Origin of the sequence: Pseudoalteromonas sp. bablab_jr010 (assembly GCF_016464105.1) — a bacterium.
GTDB lineage: Bacteria > Pseudomonadota > Gammaproteobacteria > Enterobacterales > Alteromonadaceae > Pseudoalteromonas > Pseudoalteromonas simplex.
This window is the reverse complement of the sequence record NZ_JACDWV010000128.1, coordinates 1-18,486: the sequence shown is the minus strand read 5'-3', so window position 1 is coordinate 18,486 and position 18,486 is coordinate 1. Positions and strand designations below refer to the sequence as shown.

The window sequence follows — 18,486 nt, the reverse complement described above, 5'->3', positions numbered from 1 at the left end:
TGGGAGTCAGACAAGCCATTTTTTGTGCAAATGAGTGGCTTATGTTAATGTTTTATTCAGTTTCTTTCCAGCATTTTTACAAACGCTTGGCAAGCTCAGTCATTACGCTCATGGCTAAATCTTTTTTACTTCCCATTGCTAAATCTAGCTGCTCATTGTGCCAGAAGAGTGTTAAAGCATTATGATCAGAATTAAAGCCAAGGCCTTCTTTTGATACGTCATTTGCGCAGATCATATCGAGATTTTTGTTCTTTAACTTACCTTTTGCATAGCTTGCAACATCTTGAGTTTCTGCCGCAAAGCCAACGGTATAAGGGCGGTTTTCGCTAAGTGCTGCGACATTAGCGATGACATCTGGGTTCTTAACTAAAGTAAGGGTTAGTTCATCGCCTTGCTTTTTCATCTTTTGCTCATGAATTGCAGCTGCACGGTAATCAGCCACTGCTGCACAGCCGATAAAAGCATCCGATTGCGCGGCCAGTTCCATTGAGGCGGTAAGTAATTGCTCAGCACTTTCTATATTAGTAAGCAGGGCATTAGCAGGTGCTTTAATTGTTACGGGGCCTGAAATCAGATTTACCTTTGCACCTAGCGCAAGTGCAGCTTCTGCAAGGGCATAACCCATTTTGCCTGAGCTGTGGTTAGAGATATAACGAACCGGGTCGAGGGCTTCTCGGGTTGGTCCTGCAGTAATCGTGATGGTTTTGCCTGCAAGTAATGGCTCTACTTCAGGTTGTGTACAAAGCGCGACTAACTCATGAGGCTCTAACATGCGTCCTGCGCCTACATCACCACAGGCTTGCTCGCCTTTACCTGGGCCCCAAATAGCCACGCCACGCTCATTAAGTGTGGCAAGGTTTGCTTGTGTAGCAGGGTGGGCATACATTTGTTGGTTCATGGCAGGTGCAACCGCCACTTTTGCAGGGGTAGCCAGTAGTAGGGTCGTCAGTAAGTCATCTGCAATACCCATGGCCATTTTCGCTAAAATATTACTGGTTGCAGGGGCGACTAAAATAAGGTCTGCCCATTTGGCAAATTCGATATGACCCATTGCGGCTTCTGCTGCTGGGTCGAGTAATGAATCAGAAACAATCTCACCGCTTACCGCTTGCATAGTCAAAGGAGTAATAAAGTGTTTGGCTGAGTCGGTCATGACGACTTTTACTTCACAGCCTTGATCTTTTAAACGGCGAACAAGTTCTGCGCATTTATAGGCTGCAATACCACCACTCATACCTAACAGGATTTTTTTATTTACTGATTTTGTCATTACGTGAAATTTAACCTTTGTCGATATGGGCTAACGATAGCAAATCTTTACCGATAGCATGAAGTTTTCTTTTCTACAGACAGGAAAAAACTAAATTTTATAGTACAGTTTAATATATGGAATAGTTGTTTTAAGGATGAAGCAATGCCATTAACCGATTTACCTTTATCAGCAAGGCCGCGGGAGAAGTTACTTGCCCAAGGTGCCAAAGCACTCTCTGATGCAGAGTTATTAGCAATATTCCTACGAACCGGTGTGCCGGGCATGAATGCCATTGAACTGGCTGAGCATCTGCTCGATATTAATAGTACGCTGCATGACTTATTTAATGCATCTGAACAAGAGTTTTGCGCTCAAAAGGGTTTAGGGGCTGCTAAGTATGTGCAGCTTCAAGCAGTGCTTGAATTAAGCCGGCGCTATATGCTTGAGCAATGTAAGCGCGAGGCGTTATTTACTTCGCCACAAGCCGTGTATGACTATTTAACTATTCAGTTACGTGGCTTACAGCAGGAAGTATTTATGGTGCTGTACTTAGATAGTCAAAACCAGTTGATTAAAGACGAAGTACTTTTTTACGGCACTATTAATGCCGCGTCTGTGTACCCCCGTGAAGTGGTTAAAGCAGCGCTGCGTAATAATGCGGCGGCACTAATACTTGCTCATAACCACCCAAGTGGGGTGGCTGAGCCTAGTCAGGCCGATAAATTGATCACCACTAAATTGCAGCAAGCTTTAGCCTTAGTCGATATAAATGTGCTGGATCACATCATAGTGGGTGGTGAAAATTGTGTTTCGTTTGCTGAAAGAGGGCTTATATAGAGCCAACTGTATTAGAGAGTGTGTTAAAAATGAGCAGTTTAGGGCGATTTTAGAAATTAGTTTAATTTAAATGCAGTTTTTACTTTCCCTAAGGGCATTCGATCTTTATAATTAGCCGCTATCAAATTTACACATGAGCTGATTGGATAAGATCTGTTACTTGATCTTTGCCTGTATAAGCTGTATAAAGAGCGCCCTTCGATTTATCCCGGGGCACAAATACTGGCCTAAGGGAAAATTAAGCTCGAGCGAAGTTATTGGAGATATATAGACATGTCTAAAGTATGTCAAGTTACAGGTAAGCGTCCAGCGGTTGGTAACCACCGTTCACACGCGAGAAACGCGACTAAACGTCGTTTCCTACCTAACCTACAAACTCACCGTTTTTGGGTTGAAAGTGAAAAACGTTTTGTAACACTACGCACTACTACTAAAGGTATGCGTATTATCGATAAAAAAGGCATCGACGCGGTTCTTACAGAAATCCGTGCTCGTGGCGAAAAAGTTTAAGGAACTGAATCATGCGCGATAAGATCCGTTTAGTTTCAACTGCTGGTACTGGTTTTTTCTACACTACCGACAAGAACAAGCGTAACATGCCTGAAAAAATGGAAATCAAAAAATACGATCCTAAAGCTCGTAAACACGTGATTTTCAAAGAAGCTAAAATCAAGTAATTTTAGTTTTCAGAATTCAAAAACCCAGCCTCGGCTGGGTTTTTTGTTTTTAGCGTTTAGAAAATCTTAATAGGGCACAATAATCTAGCTTGGCTTGCTGTTTTATCTTGCTTAATTATCAATCTAAGCGTAAAATGCGCGCTCATTTCGGCTTATTAAATTTAATTCCTTGCCTTAAACCGACTGGCCGAAACGGTAGAAGGCTCTATTAACCGTAAGGAATATCCATGCGTCATTACGAAATCGTATTCATGGTTCACCCTGATCAGAGTGAGCAAGTACCTGGTATGATCGAACGTTATACTGGTTCTATCACTGAAGCTGGTGGTACTATCCACCGTCTTGAAGACTGGGGCCGTCGTCAATTGGCTTACCCAATCGACAAGCTTCACAAAGCTCATTATGTTCTTATGAACGTTGAAGCACCTACTGAAGTAATCAGCGAGCTAGAAACTACTTTCCGCTACAACGATGCAGTGCTTCGTAACTTAGTTATGCGTACTAAAGACGCTGTAACTGAAGCATCTCCTCTTGCGAAAGAAGAGAAGAAAGAAGCACCAGCTGCTTAATCGTTTTGAGTTCAAGCATGGCGCTTGCAGTTGAGACAAAAAGATGAGCCAACCGCTTAATCCTTATATGAATCAGCTGACACTATCTGGGGTTGTTTGTAAAACACCTAAATATAGTCAAAGCCCTGCTGGTATACCGCATTGTATTTTTGTTCTTGAACATAAATCGATGCAAGTTGAAGCAGACCTTAACCGTAATAGTTATGTCAGGCTTCAAGTTGTTGCCAGCGGCACGCCAATGCAACAACAAACTCAACAATTGCACGTTGGGCAACAAGTGCAAGTGACGGGGTTTTTAAACCGTCACGAAGGCCGAAACGGCTTAAGCCAATTGGTCTTGCATGCTCAACATATAGAAAGAATTTTTTGAGGAATTTTACTCATGGCACGTTATTTCAGACGTCGTAAGTTCTGCCGCTTCAAAGCGGAAGGCGTACAACAAATCGATTATAAAGATCTAGCTACTCTTAGAAACTATGTTACAGAAAGTGGCAAAATCGTACCTAGCCGTATCACAGGTACTAGCGCTAAATATCAGCGTCAGCTAGCAACTGCTATCAAGCGTGCTCGCTACTTAGCCCTTCTTCCATACACTGACTTACATAAGTAAGCAGCGGATTAACAGTTTTTAAAAGGTGTAGAGACATGCAAGTTATTCTACTAGACAAGATCGCAAACCTAGGTGGCCTAGGTGACCAGGTTGTAGTTAAATCTGGCTTCGCACGTAACTTCCTTTTCCCACAAGGTAAGGCAGTTCCTGCAACTAAAGCTAACATCGAAACTTTCGAAGCACGTCGTGCTGATTTAGAAGCTAAGATCGCTGAAGATCTAGCTGCTGCTCAAGCTCGCGCTGACAAGTTAGAAGCATTAGCTGAAGTTACACTAGTTTCTAAAGCTGGTGACGAAGGCAAGTTATTCGGTTCTATCGGTACTCGCGACATCGCTGAAGCTATTTCAGCTGTTGGCGTTGAAGTTGCTAAATCAGAAGTTCGTTTACCTCTAGGTACTATCCGTGAGACTGGCGAATTTGACGTAGCAATCGCAGTACACTCAGACGTATCGGCTACTATCAAAGTAATCGTTATCGCTGAAGCTTAATAGCAATATTAAGTAAAAAAAGCCGCACTTAGGTGCGGCTTTTTTGTGCCTGAAATTTATAAATTGTAGCATTTTGTACCGCTATTGCTTCTTCAGTTGCCATCCAATAGTATTGGTTTCTATATTTTAAACATACAAATACTAATCCCATATTATTACCTATTTTAAGAACATACGTTCTTTTTTCTTAATTTCTTTGTTCTTATTAGTATAATCGAATGAGTAAAAGTGAATTGGTTAAAATTGACACTGACAACGCTGTCATTTATATTGTGCTGGTTAAAAAGTATTAAGGGGTTAAGGTTGAGAAGTGCATTAGTATCACATGGAATGGGCAAACAAACAGGCTTTACACTAGTTGAAATTCTTATCGTGATCGCTATTTTAGGGATTCTGTATAGCGTAGCACTGCCAGCTTACACTGAGCACATGCAACGTAGTCGCCGTGCAGATATTCAACAAGAGTTACTGCAATACAGCGCCAGTCTTGAACGAATTTATTCACGAAATGGCGGCTACCCCAATGCATTTGCAACTCAAAATACTGACTATTACAACCTTACTTACACAGCAACAGATAAAGTATCAGGTGCTGTAAGCGATTTTAAAAATCGTGGCTACAGTTTAAAAGCCGCTCCTAAATCGGGTTCGGCGCAAGCGAGTGATCGCTGTGGTGACTTAACCGTTAAACATGATGGTAGTTATAGCGCTTCATTTAGTGATTGCTGGGAGTAACACAATTGCGTCGAATTGCAGGGTTTACCTTAATTGAGTTAATGGTTGTGCTGAGTGTTATTGGCATTATGGCAGCCCTTGCTTTCCCGTCTTTTAGTCAGCAAATTTTGCAAGATCGCGTCGTAACTACTGCAAATCAATTAAATAGTGCTTATAAATTTGCACGCAGTGAAGCGGTCAAACGCGACAAACCTATTAACCTAATTGTTAGTAATAATAGTTGGCAAGTGACCCTCAACGAGGGTGGCGTAGACACGGTTTTAAAAGAATTTTCGGTCACAAAAAGCGGCGTTGCCGTCAATTTAGTCGCATTGGCCATTAGTGCCAGTGGCGAAGTTGATAAACAAGCTGAAATTTTAGTGAAAGATGAGCTCACAAATACCACTGATTACGTGATGTGTGTGCTTAAAAGTGGCCAAAACTGGTTAGTAGAAAATTCACAGCGAGGATGTGCATGAATAAGCAGGCAGGCTTTTCATTATTAGAAGTGATGATTTCAGTGGTGATCGCTGGCATCGCATTATTAGGCTTGGCGGCAGCGCAGCTAAAATCGCTGCAATATGCAACCAATAGTTTTGATTACACTGTGTCACTTATTCAAGGGCAAAACACCATTGAGCGTTTGTGGCCGCGTATTTGTGAAATTCAAAAAACTAATACCGCACTTTTTCAAGACGCGACATTTAGAGCTTCGCTCGCGCCACAAGTGAGTGATTATCAGCTGACGATCCCAGCTACTTACAGTGATGACATGCAAATTAATGTAGCTTGGGTTGATAAACGCATGACAGACAATGCAGAAAATCAAATTAGTCTAAATGCCAGTTTTCCTGATTTAACGGCGGTGTGCTCATGAACAAACGCGTTCAGGGTTTTACCTTAGTTGAACTGATGGTGGCATTGGCAGCTGGCGCTTTTTTATTAGCGGGAGTGAGCTTGTCTTACTCGGCGATTAAAAGCACGATTGAGGTGAGTAAAGAGCTTGAAAACGCTCAAGAAGTGATTCGCTATACCAGTAAAGTATTCACCCGCAGCATAAAGCAGACACAACTAACACCGACCATCAGTGCAGATAAAAGCACGATTACCATTACTCAACCTAGCGGAGTGATTGCTTGTGATGGCTCTGCGACAACTGCGCAGGTGGTTGAAGTATATAGCTTAAATGGTAGCAACTTAATGTGTTCACTCGATGGTGCTGCCTCAGAGCGATTACTGACAGGAATCGAAGCTTTGTCATTTGATATCGCCGGTGAGCTTGTCACAGTCACTGTAAAGCCAAATGATTTACCAGCTCAGTTCGGTAATGGTATTAACATTGATATTGCCTTAACTAATGCAATATTAGTCAAAGCATACGGAGCTGGCAGTGTATAACAAGCAAAATGGTTTTACCCTAATTACAGTGTTGATCTTGACCAGTATGGCTAGCATAGTGGTGCTTAGTTCGCTACGTGAAAACGTTGTTCAAGAACGTTTAAGTGGCAACTTTCAAAAGAAATTAAACAGCCGCTTAATGGCTGAAAAAGGTGTGTTTGAACAAGCTAAGTTACTGCAACAAACCTTGAATGATGAAGGTGTATTAGCGGTTGAAGATTTGATCAGTAAAACCAGTAACGCATCGGGCTCTGGTGTTATTGCTGATGATGCCATTTTTAATGCCAGTTTAAGTCAAAACGCTGCTGGTGAGCTTGAAATTGCAAGCTTGGGGCAACGATTTGATGGTGACGCGCAAAGTAACTTAGTCGCCCGTTTTGCAGTACAAGGTGCGAAAGGTAGTTCTGTTTTCACTAATGCGATGGTGGGCTGTAAGGGAGTCGATTTATCGGGCAGTGGTAGTATCGACAGCTATGATTCGAGTAAAGGCAGCTACGAAGAAACAAAGTCGAATGATGGTGATGTTTCAACCATTGCTGGTGATTCAGATGTAGTGCTATCGGGTCATTCACCGATAAAGGGCGATGTAAAAGCGACCGGAGTTATTTACTTAAATGGCTCATCACCAATTATTGGTAATATCCATTCGAACTCCGGTGTTTATATCTCTCCTGGCAGTGGTTTACGTGTAGACGGTAATGTCTATACCCGTGGTTATTATACCCATCGTGGCGGGACTGTTTCGGGGGTTGTGCGAGCCAATGGTGATGCAAAAATGCAGTGGTCAACATTCATCACGAATAGCCAAGGCGAAGCGTTGGATATTATGTATGGCGGTTCAGGCGATTTTAAAGATACCAGCAATAACCAGCAAGATGGTGTGCATTATAGTGATCGTAAATTTAACGTGAACCCGAATGTTGAACCGGTAACTGTAGCCGATCCAGCTGCACCTGATTATGACCCTACAAATCCAGATACCAGTTGCGACCCGTTAATTTTGCCAGAGAAAATGACAGGCATCACAGACCAAGTAAGCAGTTACAGCTCTATTTCTGTAGGTCCTACGCAACAATTTAAGCTTAATACTGAAAAGGGCTATTTTAGTCGCGGTGGTAGCCAAGTTATTATGCCAAGCCTTGCTGATGTTTTCTTGTTTAACTCTAAAGCACAGAACCAAGCTAATGGTAGCAATAGCAAAGAGTATATTTTTGCTCTTGATAGACTCAAAATGACCAGTGACGGCAAAATGGAAGTTTCTGGTGGTGATGTTATTTTACTGATTGATGGTGACTTTTCGATGGCAGGGGATACCAGCCTAACAATCAAAAAAGACAGTAGCTTAACAGTGTTATTAACCGGAAAAGTCAATATTGGTGCAGGCGCAAAAGTCATTACTGAGCAAGAAGGATTAACTACTAGTGGTCATCCGTCGTTATCATTCTACTCATCATTTAATGGTGTAAATGGCGTGCAATTTAGCGGTGCTGCGAATTTATATGCGGCTATTTATGCCCCTTTGACAACGGTGAAGCTATCGGGAAGTGGTGAGCTGTTTGGTAGTGTACGTGGCTCTACAATTACCGCAACAGGGGGCAGTGGTGCTCACTATGATGCGGGTTTATTACAAGTACAAAATGGCGGCACGCCTGCTTCTTCGGCACGTATCGTATTTTTAGGTTGGAGCTACAAAACCGCAGAAACAACTGAAGAAGAAAGCGAAGCATCACCTGCCGAATAACGCAAATCCCCAAATAAAATTGTGTAAGCTCAATTATTTGTAGCTTACACAAAAAAATTTAATTTCATTTAAACCTTTTGAATCCCTCCTTACGTCTAATACACTAAATTCACAACAATAATCATAAAGGACAACATCCAGGATGTTGATAGATGCAGAACAAGCGTTCGCCCAGCAAAGTGAGCATGCCTTGATAGAGCGCGTAAAAAGCGGTGATCAAGCAGCCTATGCAACACTTTATGAGTTGCATGTGAAGCGGGTTTATAGCCTATGTTTGCGATTGCTTGCAGACAAAGAGCACGCCGAAGATGCAACACAAGAAGTGTTTGTACAGTTGTGGCACAAAATCGCGAACTTTGATGGACGCTCACAATTTTCGACTTGGTTACACAGTGTTACTAGCAATATTGCGATTAGCTACATTCGCAAACATAAAAGCTGGTTTCAAAAAGTAGTGAGTTTTGAACAAAGCGGTATGGATGAGCAAAGCGCAGCAGATTGCGACGGCTTTAACGGCCTTGACAAATTAGTACTGAGACTACCTGAGCGAGCACGTATGGTGTTTGTACTTCATGCAATTGAAGGCTATCGCCATGAAGAGATAGCAAGCATGCTTGATATGGCAGTCGGTTCAAGTAAATCGCAATTTCACCGTGCAAGGCAGTTATTAAAAGAGTGGTATGAAAATGAGTAAGCCAGAATTTGAACAATTTTTAAATGACTCGCTTAACCATAAGCAAGATATTAGCCCAGACAAAGATCTCTGGCCCGGTGTTGAGCGAGCAATTGCAACAGGGCAACCAGAGCAAACTGAGAAGCCAAACCATGGCTGGAATAAACTCGCTGCAGTTGCCGCTTGTTGTATTGCCGCACTATTGACCGTACAGCTTTTTGTTGGCCAAGGTGAGCCAAATAGCATGATGACAATGAGCGATTATTTTACTAAGCAAAAGCAAGGCTTGTTGGTGCAGTATCAAAATCAACCTGCGTTAACCGATAACTGGCAGCAACAACTAAAAGAGTTAGAAGAAGCCGAAAGTGCCATAAAGCAAGCACTTGAGAATGAACCTGAAAACCCAGCTTTATTACAAATGCTGTCGCAGGTTTATCAGCAACAACTGGACTTAATTAACAAGGTGCATGCACCGAAGTGGCAAACGATTTAGGAGTGACAATTATGAAATTACTAGCTTTAACTTTAGGATTACTGCCACTGATGGCAATGGCAGGACAAACCATTAATGAACAAATTGATGTACCTGCAAATAAACGCATTTTTATTGAAAACCAACGTGGTGATGTACGCATTGAAGGGTGGGATAAACCACAACTTAAAATCGAAGGTGAGCTTGACGATAAAGCACAAGGCTATCGTTTAGAGGTTGAAGGCAGCCGTGTTGAATTTATCGTAAAAATGCCGCGTAACTTAGGTGGCTGGAATAGTGGTGACGGTTCTCGTTTAACCATTTACATGCCAAAAAGCAGTGAGCTTGAATTTGCTGGGGTGAATGTCACAGTTAGTGCTAAAGAGCTTGAAGCGGGCGCAGAGATTGATACCGTCAACGGTGATATCACAGTGCAAGATATTCGCGGCAACATGAGCTTTGAAACGGTCAATGGCGATGTAAATGCCCACGACTTAAACGGTGATATTCGCTTTGAAACCGTTAATGGTGAAATTAACGATAAAAACTCACAAGGTGCTTTACGCTTTACCGCGGTGAATGGCGACATTAAGTCAAAGACCAAAGCGCAAGATGTGCGTCTTGAAAACGTAAACGGTGATATCGACTTTGCATTTGATGCAATTAAAAAACTGCGTATTAATACCGTTAACGGTGAAGCTGAAGTTCACATCAATAAGCTGCTTGAAGATGCCAATATTCGTTTTGAATCAGTCAGTGGAGACGCCGAGTTTTACTTCCCAGCTGATGTATCGGCAAAGTTTGAAATTGAAGCTCATGCTAACGGCAAAATCGTTAATGAGCTAAGCGATGACAAAGCAATGAAGGCGAAATACGGCCCATCTAGCGACTTAGAATTTAGTATTAACGGTGGGGATGCTGATATCGAAATGGATACCATTAGCGGACGCATTGAACTTCGTAAACAGAAATAACGATTACAGTTCACTCAATTACAATAAAGCGGGAAGTTTTCCCGCTTTACTATTTGCAGAGCCATTGCAAGTCGATAGAATAGAGCTATTCAATTTTAGTTTTGTGATGTTATGGCCAAACCAGATAAGCAAGTCGATACGTTAAAAGTCCCTCCCCATTCAATAGAAGCTGAGCAATCTGTTTTAGGTGGTTTAATGCTTGATAATCAAGCGTTTGACCGTGTTGCTGAGTTAGTGGTTGCACAGGATTTTTATACCCGCACCCATAAGCTAATTTTTGAAGCGATGGTGAATCTTGCTGAAGGGGGGGATCCAATCGATTTGATCACTATTTCTGAGAGCTTAGAGAAAAACAATCAGTTAAGTAGTGTTGGTGGCTTTGCTTACCTTGCTGAAATTGCCAAGAACACGCCAAGTGCGGCGAACATTGATGCTTACGCGAATATCGTACGAGAGCGCGCTGTTATTCGTGAAATGATTGGTGTTGCCAACGAAATTGCAGAAGCGGGTTTTAGCCCAGAAGGGCGTACCAGCCATGACCTGCTCGACTTTGCTGAAAGTAAAGTATTCAAAATTGCTGAGCAGCGCAGTAAAAGCACTGAAGGTCCACAAAGCTTACACAGTATCTTAGAAAAAACCGTTGATAAGATTGAAGAACTTTACCAGTCGCCACAAGATGGTGTGACGGGTGTAAGTACCGGCTATACCGATCTGGATAAAATGACGGCGGGTATGCAGCCTTCTGACCTTATCATTGTGGCGGCACGTCCATCGATGGGTAAAACAACCTTTGCGATGAACTTAGCCGAACACGCCGCTATGACCCAAGACAAGCCTGTACTTATTTACTCATTAGAGATGCCTTCAGAGCAAATCATGATGAGGATGCTAGCATCGCTAGGTCGTATTAACCAAACTAAGGTGCGTACCGGCCAGCTAGATGATGACGATTGGGCGCGCCTGTCGTCAACCATGGGCTTGTTGATGGAAAAAGGTAAGATGTATGTTGATGATGCATCGGGCCTAACACCAACAGATGTGCGTTCACGTGCACGTCGTATTGCCCGTGACCATGGCGGTATTAGTATGATCATGGTCGATTACTTGCAGCTAATGCGTGTGCCAAGCTTGTCGGATAACCGTACCTTAGAGATCGCTGAAATCTCTCGTTCATTAAAGGCACTGGCAAAAGAGCTGCAGTGTCCGGTTATTGCACTATCGCAGCTTAACCGTACCCTAGAGCAACGTGCCGATAAACGCCCAATCAACTCCGACTTACGTGAATCAGGCTCAATCGAGCAGGATGCCGACTTAATCATGTTTATTTACCGTGATGAAGTGTATAACGAAGACAGTGCAGAAAAAGGCGTGGCCGAAATCATCATAGGTAAGCAACGTAACGGTCCAATCGGTAAAGTACGTTTAACCTTCCAAGGTCAATTCTCGCGTTTTGATAACTACGCGGGTCCAGCTATGGACGACGAATACTAATGCGCTTAGCCATTGCCGAAATCAACCTAAAAGCACTTGCTCATAATTTAGCGCAAGTGAAGCGCTTTGCGCCTGGTTGCAAAGTAATGGCGGTGCTTAAAGCCAATGCTTATGGCCATGGCTTAGTTAAAATTGCTCAATACTTAAATGATGCGGATGCATTTGCGGTTGCGCGAATAGACGAAGCGTTAGCGCTACGTGCAGGTGGACTGACAAAACCGATTGTATTGCTTGAAGGTTTTTTTCATAAAGATGATTTACCTATCTTGCTTGCCAATAACTTTCAAACCATTATTCATGATGAAAATCAGCTCGCAACGCTTGAAAAAACAAGCCTTGATGCACCAATTGCATGCTGGTTAAAGGTGAATACGGGGATGCATCGACTGGGTATTGCACCATCGCAATTTGAGTCCTTCTATAGTCGCTTAAAAGCAAGCCCGAATGCCCGTGATGACATTAAGTTAATGACCCATTTCTCGTGCGCCGATGACATCAATGATGAAAAGACCGCTCAGCAAATTGCCTTATTTGATTCACTGGCAGATGGCAAAAGTGAGCAGCATTGCCTTGCAAACTCTGCTGGTATTATTGCTTGGCCAAAAGGCCATGGTGAGTGGATACGCCCTGGCTTGATGCTTTATGGCGTATCACCGATGCTTAATGGTGTAGGGCAACAGCACGGATTAGAGCCTGTTATGCGTTTAACAACGCGAGTTATCGCGATACGCGATGTCGATGCCAACCAATTTGTTGGCTATGGCGGACGCTGGCACAGCGATAAACCGACTAAGCTTGCAGTGGTTGCGATGGGCTATGGGGATGGTTATCCACGTCATGCTGAGCAGGGCACACCTGTGGTTATCAAATCACAACGCTACGGTATTGTTGGCAGTGTAGCGATGGATATGATTACGGTGGATATTGGTGATAACCGCGACAACATCAAAGTAGGTGATGAGGTGATCATGTGGGGGCCAGAGCTTCCCGTTGAAGAGATTGCCCAGTGCGCAACAACCATTCCTTACGAGTTACTCTGTAATATCACCCCACGTGTAAGCTACGAGTATCAAGAGTAACTTTGTTACTCTTTAATAAAATACACGTCACTGAAACCCATTCGTGCGAATTCTTGGTCACGAAAGTTACGTACCGCCGCAGAGCCTTTTGAAGTCATTTCGACCTGTTGTTCCATCTTTAAGTAATTAGTTAAATCAATGCCTTCAGCCGCTGCGATCGCATGGTACATATCGCGGTATTTATCTTTTGCAAAATTGATTTCGCGAGGCTGGTTTTTAAATTTGTAAGTGATGCGGCGTGCCATAATGAATCCTCAATGTTTATCGGGGCTGATTTTACACTAAAAAATAACCATAGCCATGACTTGTTAGTACAAGCGGGTTACAATGCAATACTTTTTAAAGACTCGGTAACTCATAATGAAACTTTCAGTAGAGATCAGTAAGTACCCACTACATCAAGACTACATTCCGTTTATCAAAGGTTTTATTGACCGTGTAAACAGTTATGAAGGGCTTAAAGTGATCACCAACACCTTATCTACTCAGATTTTTGGTGACTATGATTTAGTGATGTCTGTACTTAATACTGAAATCAAACGTTCTTATGAAGAGTTTGGTAAAGCTATTTTCGTCTGTAAATTCTTACATGGTGACTTGTCGCCTAGCGAAGACTAAAGCCAACAGTAGCGCGTGTTATGGAATTTTTAAGCGAAACCTTCTCAGGCTTTACTGCCATGTCGCATTGGGAATATATTGCCGTTGCTTTATCCGTGGCGTATTTGCTGTTAGCGATCAAAGAAAGCTTATGGTGTTGGCCTGCCGCGTTTGTAAGCACCTTTATTTATACCGTAATGTACTGGAATGGCGCACTGTTGATGGAGTCGCTCCTGAATTTTTACTACATGTATATGGCGGTATATGGTTGGGTCGTTTGGCGCAGGGGCGTGGACAATAAAGATCATCTGCCCATTATTTCATGGTCGTTAAAGCGCCATGCGGTGATTTTGCTTGCCACCTCACTGGCCTCAGTTGCCATTGGTTTTGTGATGACCAATTACACTCACGCTGATTTTGCTTATCTAGACAGCTTTACCACCTGTTTTGCGGTGGTGACAACCTACCTTGTTGCCAAGAAGGTGCTGGAAAACTGGTTGTACTGGATTGTAATTGATGCAGCATCTATGTATCTGTACTTTGAAAAAGGGTATTACCCAACCTTAGTACTTTTCGTGTTTTACACCATTATGGCTGCATGGGGCTTTAAAACTTGGTATGAAGAATACGAGCAGCATCAGGCTAAGCCGCTTGCACAGCTATAGATGAAAACTGAGCAACAAATTCACGCGCTTTTTACGCGCTTCAACTCACGTTTAGTTATCACCTCAATCAGTCCACTGGTTGAGGGGTTAAGCAATGATAACTACCTAGTAAAAACAGCAAGCCAAGATTTTTTGGTTAAGCACTATCGCGACCACTGGCCGGCGATTGGTCTTGCAGCGCAAGCGCATTTTGCAAAGCAAAGCTGCTGCCCAGCCCCACTTTGGTTAGAACAAGCAACCGACACGGCTATTTTCGAATACGTGGCAGGTAGTATTGCCAGCGGTGAATTTTGTAGTAGCTTATTGCCCGACTTAGTTAATTTACACCGTTACCCTGTGCTAACCGAGCCGATGAATATTGCTTATGAAATTAACTACTATCAGCAAACAGCGCGATACCAGCAACACGCAGAGCTAATTAAGCAGTCACTGGCTTATATTGGTAGTGCACCTAAAGACATGGGCTTTTGTCATAATGATTTAGTGAAAGAAAATATCATTGTGAATGAGACGGGTATGTTTTTAATCGACTTTGAATATGCCAAAAGCAACGATGTTTACTTTGACTTAGCTGCGCTGGTGGTGAGCTTTGCGTTAAATGATGAGCAGCAACTGGCGTTACTTAAACATTACCAAGCGTTAGTGTGCGAACATCACGAGTTTTACTTATCAGTTGAAAAGCTCGCGGCATTTCATGCGCTGTTTTTACTTTTATGTATTTGTTGGTATGAACAACGTGGTGCGATGGATAAAGTGGCGCCACTGCTAACACAGCTTAACCACTTCATAGAAAAAGCTAAAAATTAAAGACCGCCAATTCGCTCAGCAAGTTCTTTATATTTTTTTACATCTTCTTGTTCAAACAAAGGCTCCCCTTTGTCATCTTGTGATTTCGAGATCAGTAAATGTTCGCGAGCAAGGCGCTTTACGCGTTCAACTTTTACACCCAAAAATTCCGCGACTTGCTCTGTAGACATTAAACTCATGATCAAATTCCCCTTACATGGCAATACTGCCACCTTGTTATTAATTTTATTAAGTATACGTTAATACCTTGGTTCTGCACGAAAGTGAAGTGTTTTAATGCAAATTGCTGAATTTGTGTGCATATAAAGGCCTTGATGCTAGCATTTAGCGCAAGATGCCATTATCATTGCCGGGTTGTCATGCTGATATCGCGAGTCAGTATTGATAACGACAAATGTGCTCTCGTGGTGAAATGGATATCACGTGGCCCTCCGGAGGCTAAGTTGCAGGTTCGATCCCTGCCGAGAGCGCCATTTGCTCTTCACTTTAATATCTTCTAAGCTCGATTTATTCCTTCAGCAATCTCAAAAAGCTAATGACTTATCAACCTATCGCCTGTGGCGACTACGATAAATATGAATTATGGTGCATGCATAACTCTTTATTACGCATTACCTTAGAATCTGGTGAGCAGTTAGAAGGAAAAGCTGAGACCCTCAAAATACTCAACTCCGATGGCGAGCACCTGATTTTGGCAACAAAAAAAGGCGAACATGCCATCCGCCTTGATTTAATTAAAAAGGTTGTCGAGCTATAGCCATTTTTTATTTTTAAAGTAAATGCCAATCCCAACGGTTAGCACCACCAAGAAAATAATAAACAAGCTAAATGCGTAAGGGCTTTCAGTGCCCGGAATACCGCCTACGTTTACACCTAATAAGCCTGTTAAGAAGCCAAGTGGTAAAAACAGTGCAGCAACCACCGACATCACATACATGCGCTGATTTAGTTGCTCAGATACTTGGCTAGTAATTGCTTGTTGAATAATTTGCGCGCGTTCAATTGAGCTATCTAGCTCTTCTAAGTAACGGATCAACATATTAGTTGTTTCGTTTAAGCGTGCCTTATCGTCTTCATCTAACCACTTATACTTGTTGTTTAACAAAGTAATAAGTGCTTCTTTTTGTGGCCGTAGATAACGTTTTAACGCGATTGTCTGGCGGCGAATTTGTGCTAATGATTGATGATCAAAGCCTTTGTTTGGTTCATCAATTTCATCTTCAAATCCATCGAGTGTGTCATCTAAATTGTCGATAACAGCTTGCATACGCGAGGTTAGGTTTTGCGCTAATTGGCACACTAACTCAGAAATTGTGCAAGGACCATTGCTGCCATCGAACGATTCAACAATATCTTGCACCGATAATAAACGGCGCTTACGGGTTGTGACCACAATGTTTTCGTTAATAAACAAGCGTAGCGAGACCATGTCTTCTGGACTTTGCGCTGGGTTTAAGTTAACTCCACGTAAAAACAGCATATTACCATTAGTGACTTTACTTAAACGCGGGCGTGTTTCATCGGCAATAAGCGACTCAAGTTCGTAATCAGTTAATAAATTACTTTGCTCAAGCCATTCAACGGCTTCAGCTTGACTGTAGTCCATGTGCACCCAAAGTTTTCCGTGTTCGGGTTGCCAATTTTGCAGCTCAGTACTATTTTCAATAGCACGTGCACCGCCTTGTTCGTCTAAGATTAAGACATGAAGTAACCCATTGATCATATTGAACTCTCGTTTTACAAATAGTGCGATATAGTTGAGTATATACATTAGTATAGTCAAGACTATATTAATGAAATCGATTTATCGAGGGGATAAATATATTTCGTTGGTGTTTCTAGCTCTGTAGCGTATAAGACACTTTTTTATAGAGGGCACATTAATGAGCGCAAAAATTATTGTTGGCTGGCGAGAATGGCTTGGCCTGCCTGAACTGGGAATAGAAAAAATCAAAGCAAAAGTTGATACCGGAGCAAGAACTTCATGTATTCATGCTTTTGACATTGAGGAATTTTCAGAAAATGGCGAAGCATGGGTGAAATTTACTACCCATCCTCTACAAGACGATGTAGAAACAACGGTAGAGTGTCGCGCCAAAGTAGTTGAGCGTAAGTATGTGACCAGTTCAAGCGGTCAGCGTGAGCTACGCTACTTTATTGAAACAAAATTAGTCGCAGGAACCCAAAGCTGGCCTGTAAGGGTGACTTTAAGTAACCGTTCAACAATGAAGTTTAGAATGTTGTTAGGGCGTACAGCAATGGAAAATCGCATAGTCGTTGATCCGGCTTTATCTCATTTATTATAGGAAAAGGACTTATCACACGTTGTTACGTGTATGAGTTTATCAGTTAAGGTTTTTAACTATGAAACTTGGTATTTTATCTCGCAACCAAAATTTATATTCAACACGTCGCTTAATTGAAGCAGCAGAGCAACGTGGTCACGAAGTGAAAGTAATTGATGCACTTCGTTGTTATATGAACATCAATTCAGAGCAGCCTGAAATCCATTACCGCGGTGAAAATTTAAAAGATTTTGACGCTATCGTACCGCGTATTGGTTCATCAGTGACCTTTTATGGCTGTGCGGTATTACGTCAGTTTGAAATGATGGGGGTATTCCCTGTCAATGAATCAGTGGCGATCACTCGCTCGCGCGATAAGTTACGTTCATTACAGCTACTTTCACGTAAAGGTGTGGGTATGCCAGTAACAGGCTTTGCAAGTAAACCTGATGATGTAAAAGATTTATTAAGCATGGTGGGTGGCACACCAGTGGTTATTAAGCTACTTGAAGGTACCCAAGGTATTGGTGTGGTATTAGCTGAAACACGTAAAGCAGCAGAAAGCGTAATTGAAGCGTTTATGGGCTTAAAAGCCAATATTATGGTGCAAGAGTACATCAAAGAAGCGGGCGGTGCGGACATTCGCTGTTTTGTATTAGGCGATAAAGTAATTGCTGCGATGAAGCGTCAAGCGCAAGAAGGTGAATTCCGCTCTAATTTACACCGAGGTGGTAGTGCGACATTGGTTCGTATTACTCCAGAAGAAAGAAGAACAGCGGTTGCAGCTGCTAAAGCGATGGGTTTAAACGTAGCGGGTGTTGATTTACTTCGCTCTGCACGTGGTCCATTGGTAATGGAGGTTAACTCATCACCTGGTCTTGAAGGTATTGAAGTTGCAACCGGCAAAGACATTGCAGGCATGATTGTTGAGTTTATTGAAAAAACAGCGGCATCAAAAAGAACTGCAACGCGTGGTAAAGGTTAAGCCTTTACCCATAATTATGTATACCCAAACCACCTCAAGATGCGAGTTTCAGTTGGAATTAAAAGCGATTTAGGCAAGGCATTGATTGCAAGTAATAGTGGTTCTATTGTTAAAATCAATAACGCAGTATAAATCGCTTTTAAACCAACCCTTTGGGCGCTTCACAGGCACT

27 protein-coding genes and 1 tRNA gene are annotated in these 18,486 nt (G+C 42.4%); 24 read left to right on the top strand and 4 right to left on the bottom strand.

Features of this window, described 5'->3' with window-relative positions:
* Positions 1-76: 76 nt before the first annotated feature.
* Positions 77-1,270: a bifunctional phosphopantothenoylcysteine decarboxylase/phosphopantothenate--cysteine ligase CoaBC gene (gene coaBC, locus JIG37_RS11080; protein WP_199529370.1), complete on the bottom strand. Its 1,194-nt coding sequence runs from the start codon at positions 1,268-1,270 to the stop codon at positions 77-79.
* Positions 1,271-1,414: 144 nt separating this feature from the next.
* On the opposite strand from coaBC, the gene radC reads away from it, so the two are divergent.
* From radC to alr, 17 genes are all read left to right on the top strand, one after another.
* On the top strand, positions 1,415-2,089 hold the full coding sequence (radC, locus tag JIG37_RS11075; protein WP_138601269.1) for a DNA repair protein RadC: 675 nt from the start codon (positions 1,415-1,417) through the stop codon (positions 2,087-2,089).
* A gap of 273 nt (positions 2,090-2,362) precedes the next feature.
* Positions 2,363-2,599 (top strand): 50S ribosomal protein L28, encoded by a 237-nt coding sequence (rpmB, locus tag JIG37_RS11070; protein WP_036973115.1) that lies wholly within the window; start codon positions 2,363-2,365, stop codon positions 2,597-2,599.
* 11 nt (positions 2,600-2,610) lie between these two features.
* On the top strand, positions 2,611-2,766 hold the full coding sequence (gene rpmG, locus JIG37_RS11065; RefSeq protein WP_022946036.1) for a 50S ribosomal protein L33: 156 nt from the start codon (positions 2,611-2,613) through the stop codon (positions 2,764-2,766).
* 227 nt (positions 2,767-2,993) lie between these two features.
* On the top strand, positions 2,994-3,335 hold the full coding sequence (gene rpsF / locus JIG37_RS11060) for a 30S ribosomal protein S6 (RefSeq protein WP_036973113.1): 342 nt from the start codon (positions 2,994-2,996) through the stop codon (positions 3,333-3,335).
* A 67-nt stretch (positions 3,336-3,402) separates the two neighbouring features.
* Positions 3,403-3,705: a primosomal replication protein N gene (gene priB, locus JIG37_RS11055; protein ID WP_036973732.1), complete on the top strand. Its 303-nt coding sequence runs from the start codon at positions 3,403-3,405 to the stop codon at positions 3,703-3,705.
* 12 nt (positions 3,706-3,717) lie between these two features.
* Positions 3,718-3,945, top strand: coding sequence for a 30S ribosomal protein S18 (gene rpsR, locus JIG37_RS11050; protein ID WP_002962753.1), 228 nt, complete (start codon positions 3,718-3,720; stop codon positions 3,943-3,945).
* A 35-nt stretch (positions 3,946-3,980) separates the two neighbouring features.
* Complete coding sequence (gene rplI, locus JIG37_RS11045) at positions 3,981-4,433, top strand: 50S ribosomal protein L9 (RefSeq protein WP_054554192.1); 453 nt, start codon at positions 3,981-3,983, stop codon at positions 4,431-4,433.
* A 303-nt stretch (positions 4,434-4,736) separates the two neighbouring features.
* Positions 4,737-5,168 (top strand): type IV pilin protein, encoded by a 432-nt coding sequence (locus tag JIG37_RS11040; protein WP_327077894.1) that lies wholly within the window; start codon positions 4,737-4,739, stop codon positions 5,166-5,168.
* A gap of 5 nt (positions 5,169-5,173) precedes the next feature.
* Complete coding sequence (locus JIG37_RS11035; RefSeq protein ID WP_199529369.1) at positions 5,174-5,626, top strand: GspH/FimT family pseudopilin; 453 nt, start codon at positions 5,174-5,176, stop codon at positions 5,624-5,626.
* Positions 5,623-6,024, top strand: coding sequence for a prepilin-type N-terminal cleavage/methylation domain-containing protein (locus JIG37_RS11030; RefSeq protein WP_166339569.1), 402 nt, complete (start codon positions 5,623-5,625; stop codon positions 6,022-6,024). The genes JIG37_RS11035 and JIG37_RS11030 overlap by 4 nt, the downstream gene beginning before the upstream one ends.
* Positions 6,021-6,545, top strand: coding sequence for a prepilin-type N-terminal cleavage/methylation domain-containing protein (locus JIG37_RS11025; protein WP_166339567.1), 525 nt, complete (start codon positions 6,021-6,023; stop codon positions 6,543-6,545). Before JIG37_RS11030 ends, JIG37_RS11025 begins: the two co-directional genes overlap by 4 nt.
* Complete coding sequence (locus JIG37_RS11020) at positions 6,538-8,286, top strand: PilX N-terminal domain-containing pilus assembly protein (protein ID WP_348535079.1); 1,749 nt, start codon at positions 6,538-6,540, stop codon at positions 8,284-8,286. The genes JIG37_RS11025 and JIG37_RS11020 overlap by 8 nt, the downstream gene beginning before the upstream one ends.
* Positions 8,287-8,428: 142 nt before the next feature.
* Positions 8,429-8,980, top strand: coding sequence for an RNA polymerase sigma factor (locus JIG37_RS11015; protein ID WP_054554197.1), 552 nt, complete (start codon positions 8,429-8,431; stop codon positions 8,978-8,980).
* On the top strand, positions 8,967-9,452 hold the full coding sequence (locus tag JIG37_RS11010) for a hypothetical protein (RefSeq protein ID WP_199529368.1): 486 nt from the start codon (positions 8,967-8,969) through the stop codon (positions 9,450-9,452). The genes JIG37_RS11015 and JIG37_RS11010 overlap by 14 nt, the downstream gene beginning before the upstream one ends.
* Positions 9,453-9,463: 11 nt before the next feature.
* Positions 9,464-10,405 carry a DUF4097 family beta strand repeat-containing protein gene (locus JIG37_RS11005; RefSeq protein WP_199529367.1) on the top strand — a complete coding sequence of 314 codons (942 nt, stop codon included), beginning with the start codon at positions 9,464-9,466 and terminating at the stop codon, positions 10,403-10,405.
* Between the two features lie 111 nt (positions 10,406-10,516).
* Entirely contained in the window at positions 10,517-11,896 is a 1,380-nt protein-coding gene (dnaB, locus tag JIG37_RS11000; RefSeq protein WP_199529366.1) for a replicative DNA helicase, read from the top strand.
* Positions 11,896-12,975 (top strand): alanine racemase, encoded by a 1,080-nt coding sequence (gene alr / locus JIG37_RS10995; protein ID WP_199529365.1) that lies wholly within the window; start codon positions 11,896-11,898, stop codon positions 12,973-12,975. Before dnaB ends, alr begins: the two co-directional genes overlap by 1 nt.
* A gap of 5 nt (positions 12,976-12,980) precedes the next feature.
* Here the strand turns inward: alr and JIG37_RS10990 are convergent, their stop codons facing one another.
* Positions 12,981-13,220 carry a DUF2960 domain-containing protein gene (locus tag JIG37_RS10990; RefSeq protein ID WP_054554201.1) on the bottom strand — a complete coding sequence of 80 codons (240 nt, stop codon included), beginning with the start codon at positions 13,218-13,220 and terminating at the stop codon, positions 12,981-12,983.
* A gap of 115 nt (positions 13,221-13,335) precedes the next feature.
* Here JIG37_RS10990 and JIG37_RS10985 point away from each other — a divergent pair, with 115 nt between their 5' ends.
* From JIG37_RS10985 to JIG37_RS10975, 3 genes are read left to right on the top strand one after another with little or no spacing between them, the layout of a single operon-like run.
* Positions 13,336-13,593, top strand: a complete 258-nt coding sequence (locus JIG37_RS10985) for a YkoF family thiamine/hydroxymethylpyrimidine-binding protein (protein ID WP_054563401.1) — start codon at positions 13,336-13,338, stop codon at positions 13,591-13,593.
* A 20-nt stretch (positions 13,594-13,613) separates the two neighbouring features.
* Positions 13,614-14,237, top strand: coding sequence for a nicotinamide riboside transporter PnuC (gene pnuC / locus JIG37_RS10980; RefSeq protein ID WP_138601283.1), 624 nt, complete (start codon positions 13,614-13,616; stop codon positions 14,235-14,237).
* Positions 14,238-15,044 (top strand): phosphotransferase, encoded by an 807-nt coding sequence (locus tag JIG37_RS10975; protein ID WP_199529364.1) that lies wholly within the window; start codon positions 14,238-14,240, stop codon positions 15,042-15,044.
* Here JIG37_RS10975 and JIG37_RS10970 read toward each other — a convergent pair.
* The gene (locus JIG37_RS10970) at positions 15,041-15,223 is read right to left on the bottom strand and encodes a hypothetical protein (protein ID WP_054554205.1); all 183 of its coding nucleotides are present in this window, start codon (positions 15,221-15,223) and stop codon (positions 15,041-15,043) included. The two genes, JIG37_RS10975 and JIG37_RS10970, sit on opposite strands and share 4 nt — an antisense overlap.
* 219 nt (positions 15,224-15,442) lie before the next feature.
* Here JIG37_RS10970 and JIG37_RS10965 point away from each other — a divergent pair.
* Both JIG37_RS10965 and JIG37_RS10960 read left to right on the top strand, forming a co-directional pair.
* Positions 15,443-15,517, top strand: a tRNA-Arg gene (locus JIG37_RS10965).
* A gap of 62 nt (positions 15,518-15,579) precedes the next feature.
* Positions 15,580-15,801 (top strand): Rho-binding antiterminator, encoded by a 222-nt coding sequence (locus tag JIG37_RS10960; protein WP_138601139.1) that lies wholly within the window; start codon positions 15,580-15,582, stop codon positions 15,799-15,801.
* Here JIG37_RS10960 and zntB read toward each other — a convergent pair.
* Positions 15,796-16,767, bottom strand: a complete 972-nt coding sequence (gene zntB, locus JIG37_RS10955) for a zinc transporter ZntB (RefSeq protein WP_054554207.1) — start codon at positions 16,765-16,767, stop codon at positions 15,796-15,798. The two genes, JIG37_RS10960 and zntB, sit on opposite strands and share 6 nt — an antisense overlap.
* A gap of 160 nt (positions 16,768-16,927) precedes the next feature.
* Here zntB and JIG37_RS10950 point away from each other — a divergent pair, with 160 nt between their 5' ends.
* Positions 16,928-17,350 carry an ATP-dependent zinc protease gene (locus tag JIG37_RS10950; protein WP_054554208.1) on the top strand — a complete coding sequence of 141 codons (423 nt, stop codon included), beginning with the start codon at positions 16,928-16,930 and terminating at the stop codon, positions 17,348-17,350.
* A 58-nt stretch (positions 17,351-17,408) separates the two neighbouring features.
* Positions 17,409-18,314 carry a 30S ribosomal protein S6--L-glutamate ligase gene (gene rimK / locus JIG37_RS10945; protein ID WP_054554209.1) on the top strand — a complete coding sequence of 302 codons (906 nt, stop codon included), beginning with the start codon at positions 17,409-17,411 and terminating at the stop codon, positions 18,312-18,314.
* Positions 18,315-18,486: the final 172 nt, after the last annotated feature.

Bases quoted from the DNA above. Each gene is read 5' to 3' on its own strand.
- JIG37_RS10970 (WP_054554205.1), bottom strand. From the start codon at position 15,223: ATGAGTTTAATGTCTACAGAGCAAGTCGCGGAATTTTTGGGTGTAAAA.
- alr (WP_199529365.1), top strand. From the start codon at position 11,896: ATGCGCTTAGCCATTGCCGAAATCAACCTAAAAGCACTTGCTCATAAT.
- JIG37_RS11015 (WP_054554197.1), top strand. From the start codon at position 8,429: ATGTTGATAGATGCAGAACAAGCGTTCGCCCAGCAAAGTGAGCATGCC.
- pnuC (WP_138601283.1), top strand. From the start codon at position 13,614: ATGGAATTTTTAAGCGAAACCTTCTCAGGCTTTACTGCCATGTCGCAT.
- JIG37_RS10985 (WP_054563401.1), top strand. From the start codon at position 13,336: ATGAAACTTTCAGTAGAGATCAGTAAGTACCCACTACATCAAGACTAC.
- JIG37_RS10950 (WP_054554208.1), top strand. From the start codon at position 16,928: ATGAGCGCAAAAATTATTGTTGGCTGGCGAGAATGGCTTGGCCTGCCT.
- rpmG (WP_022946036.1), top strand. From the start codon at position 2,611: ATGCGCGATAAGATCCGTTTAGTTTCAACTGCTGGTACTGGTTTTTTC.
- JIG37_RS10960 (WP_138601139.1), top strand. From the start codon at position 15,580: ATGACTTATCAACCTATCGCCTGTGGCGACTACGATAAATATGAATTA.
- dnaB (WP_199529366.1), top strand. From the start codon at position 10,517: ATGGCCAAACCAGATAAGCAAGTCGATACGTTAAAAGTCCCTCCCCAT.
- coaBC (WP_199529370.1), bottom strand. From the start codon at position 1,270: ATGACAAAATCAGTAAATAAAAAAATCCTGTTAGGTATGAGTGGTGGT.
- rpsF (WP_036973113.1), top strand. From the start codon at position 2,994: ATGCGTCATTACGAAATCGTATTCATGGTTCACCCTGATCAGAGTGAG.
- zntB (WP_054554207.1), bottom strand. From the start codon at position 16,767: ATGATCAATGGGTTACTTCATGTCTTAATCTTAGACGAACAAGGCGGT.
- rpmB (WP_036973115.1), top strand. From the start codon at position 2,363: ATGTCTAAAGTATGTCAAGTTACAGGTAAGCGTCCAGCGGTTGGTAAC.
- priB (WP_036973732.1), top strand. From the start codon at position 3,403: ATGAATCAGCTGACACTATCTGGGGTTGTTTGTAAAACACCTAAATAT.
- rpsR (WP_002962753.1), top strand. From the start codon at position 3,718: ATGGCACGTTATTTCAGACGTCGTAAGTTCTGCCGCTTCAAAGCGGAA.
- rplI (WP_054554192.1), top strand. From the start codon at position 3,981: ATGCAAGTTATTCTACTAGACAAGATCGCAAACCTAGGTGGCCTAGGT.
- radC (WP_138601269.1), top strand. From the start codon at position 1,415: ATGCCATTAACCGATTTACCTTTATCAGCAAGGCCGCGGGAGAAGTTA.
- JIG37_RS11010 (WP_199529368.1), top strand. From the start codon at position 8,967: ATGAAAATGAGTAAGCCAGAATTTGAACAATTTTTAAATGACTCGCTT.
- JIG37_RS10975 (WP_199529364.1), top strand. From the start codon at position 14,238: ATGAAAACTGAGCAACAAATTCACGCGCTTTTTACGCGCTTCAACTCA.
- JIG37_RS11025 (WP_166339567.1), top strand. From the start codon at position 6,021: ATGAACAAACGCGTTCAGGGTTTTACCTTAGTTGAACTGATGGTGGCA.
- rimK (WP_054554209.1), top strand. From the start codon at position 17,409: ATGAAACTTGGTATTTTATCTCGCAACCAAAATTTATATTCAACACGT.
- JIG37_RS11005 (WP_199529367.1), top strand. From the start codon at position 9,464: ATGAAATTACTAGCTTTAACTTTAGGATTACTGCCACTGATGGCAATG.
- JIG37_RS11030 (WP_166339569.1), top strand. From the start codon at position 5,623: ATGAATAAGCAGGCAGGCTTTTCATTATTAGAAGTGATGATTTCAGTG.
- JIG37_RS10990 (WP_054554201.1), bottom strand. From the start codon at position 13,220: ATGGCACGCCGCATCACTTACAAATTTAAAAACCAGCCTCGCGAAATC.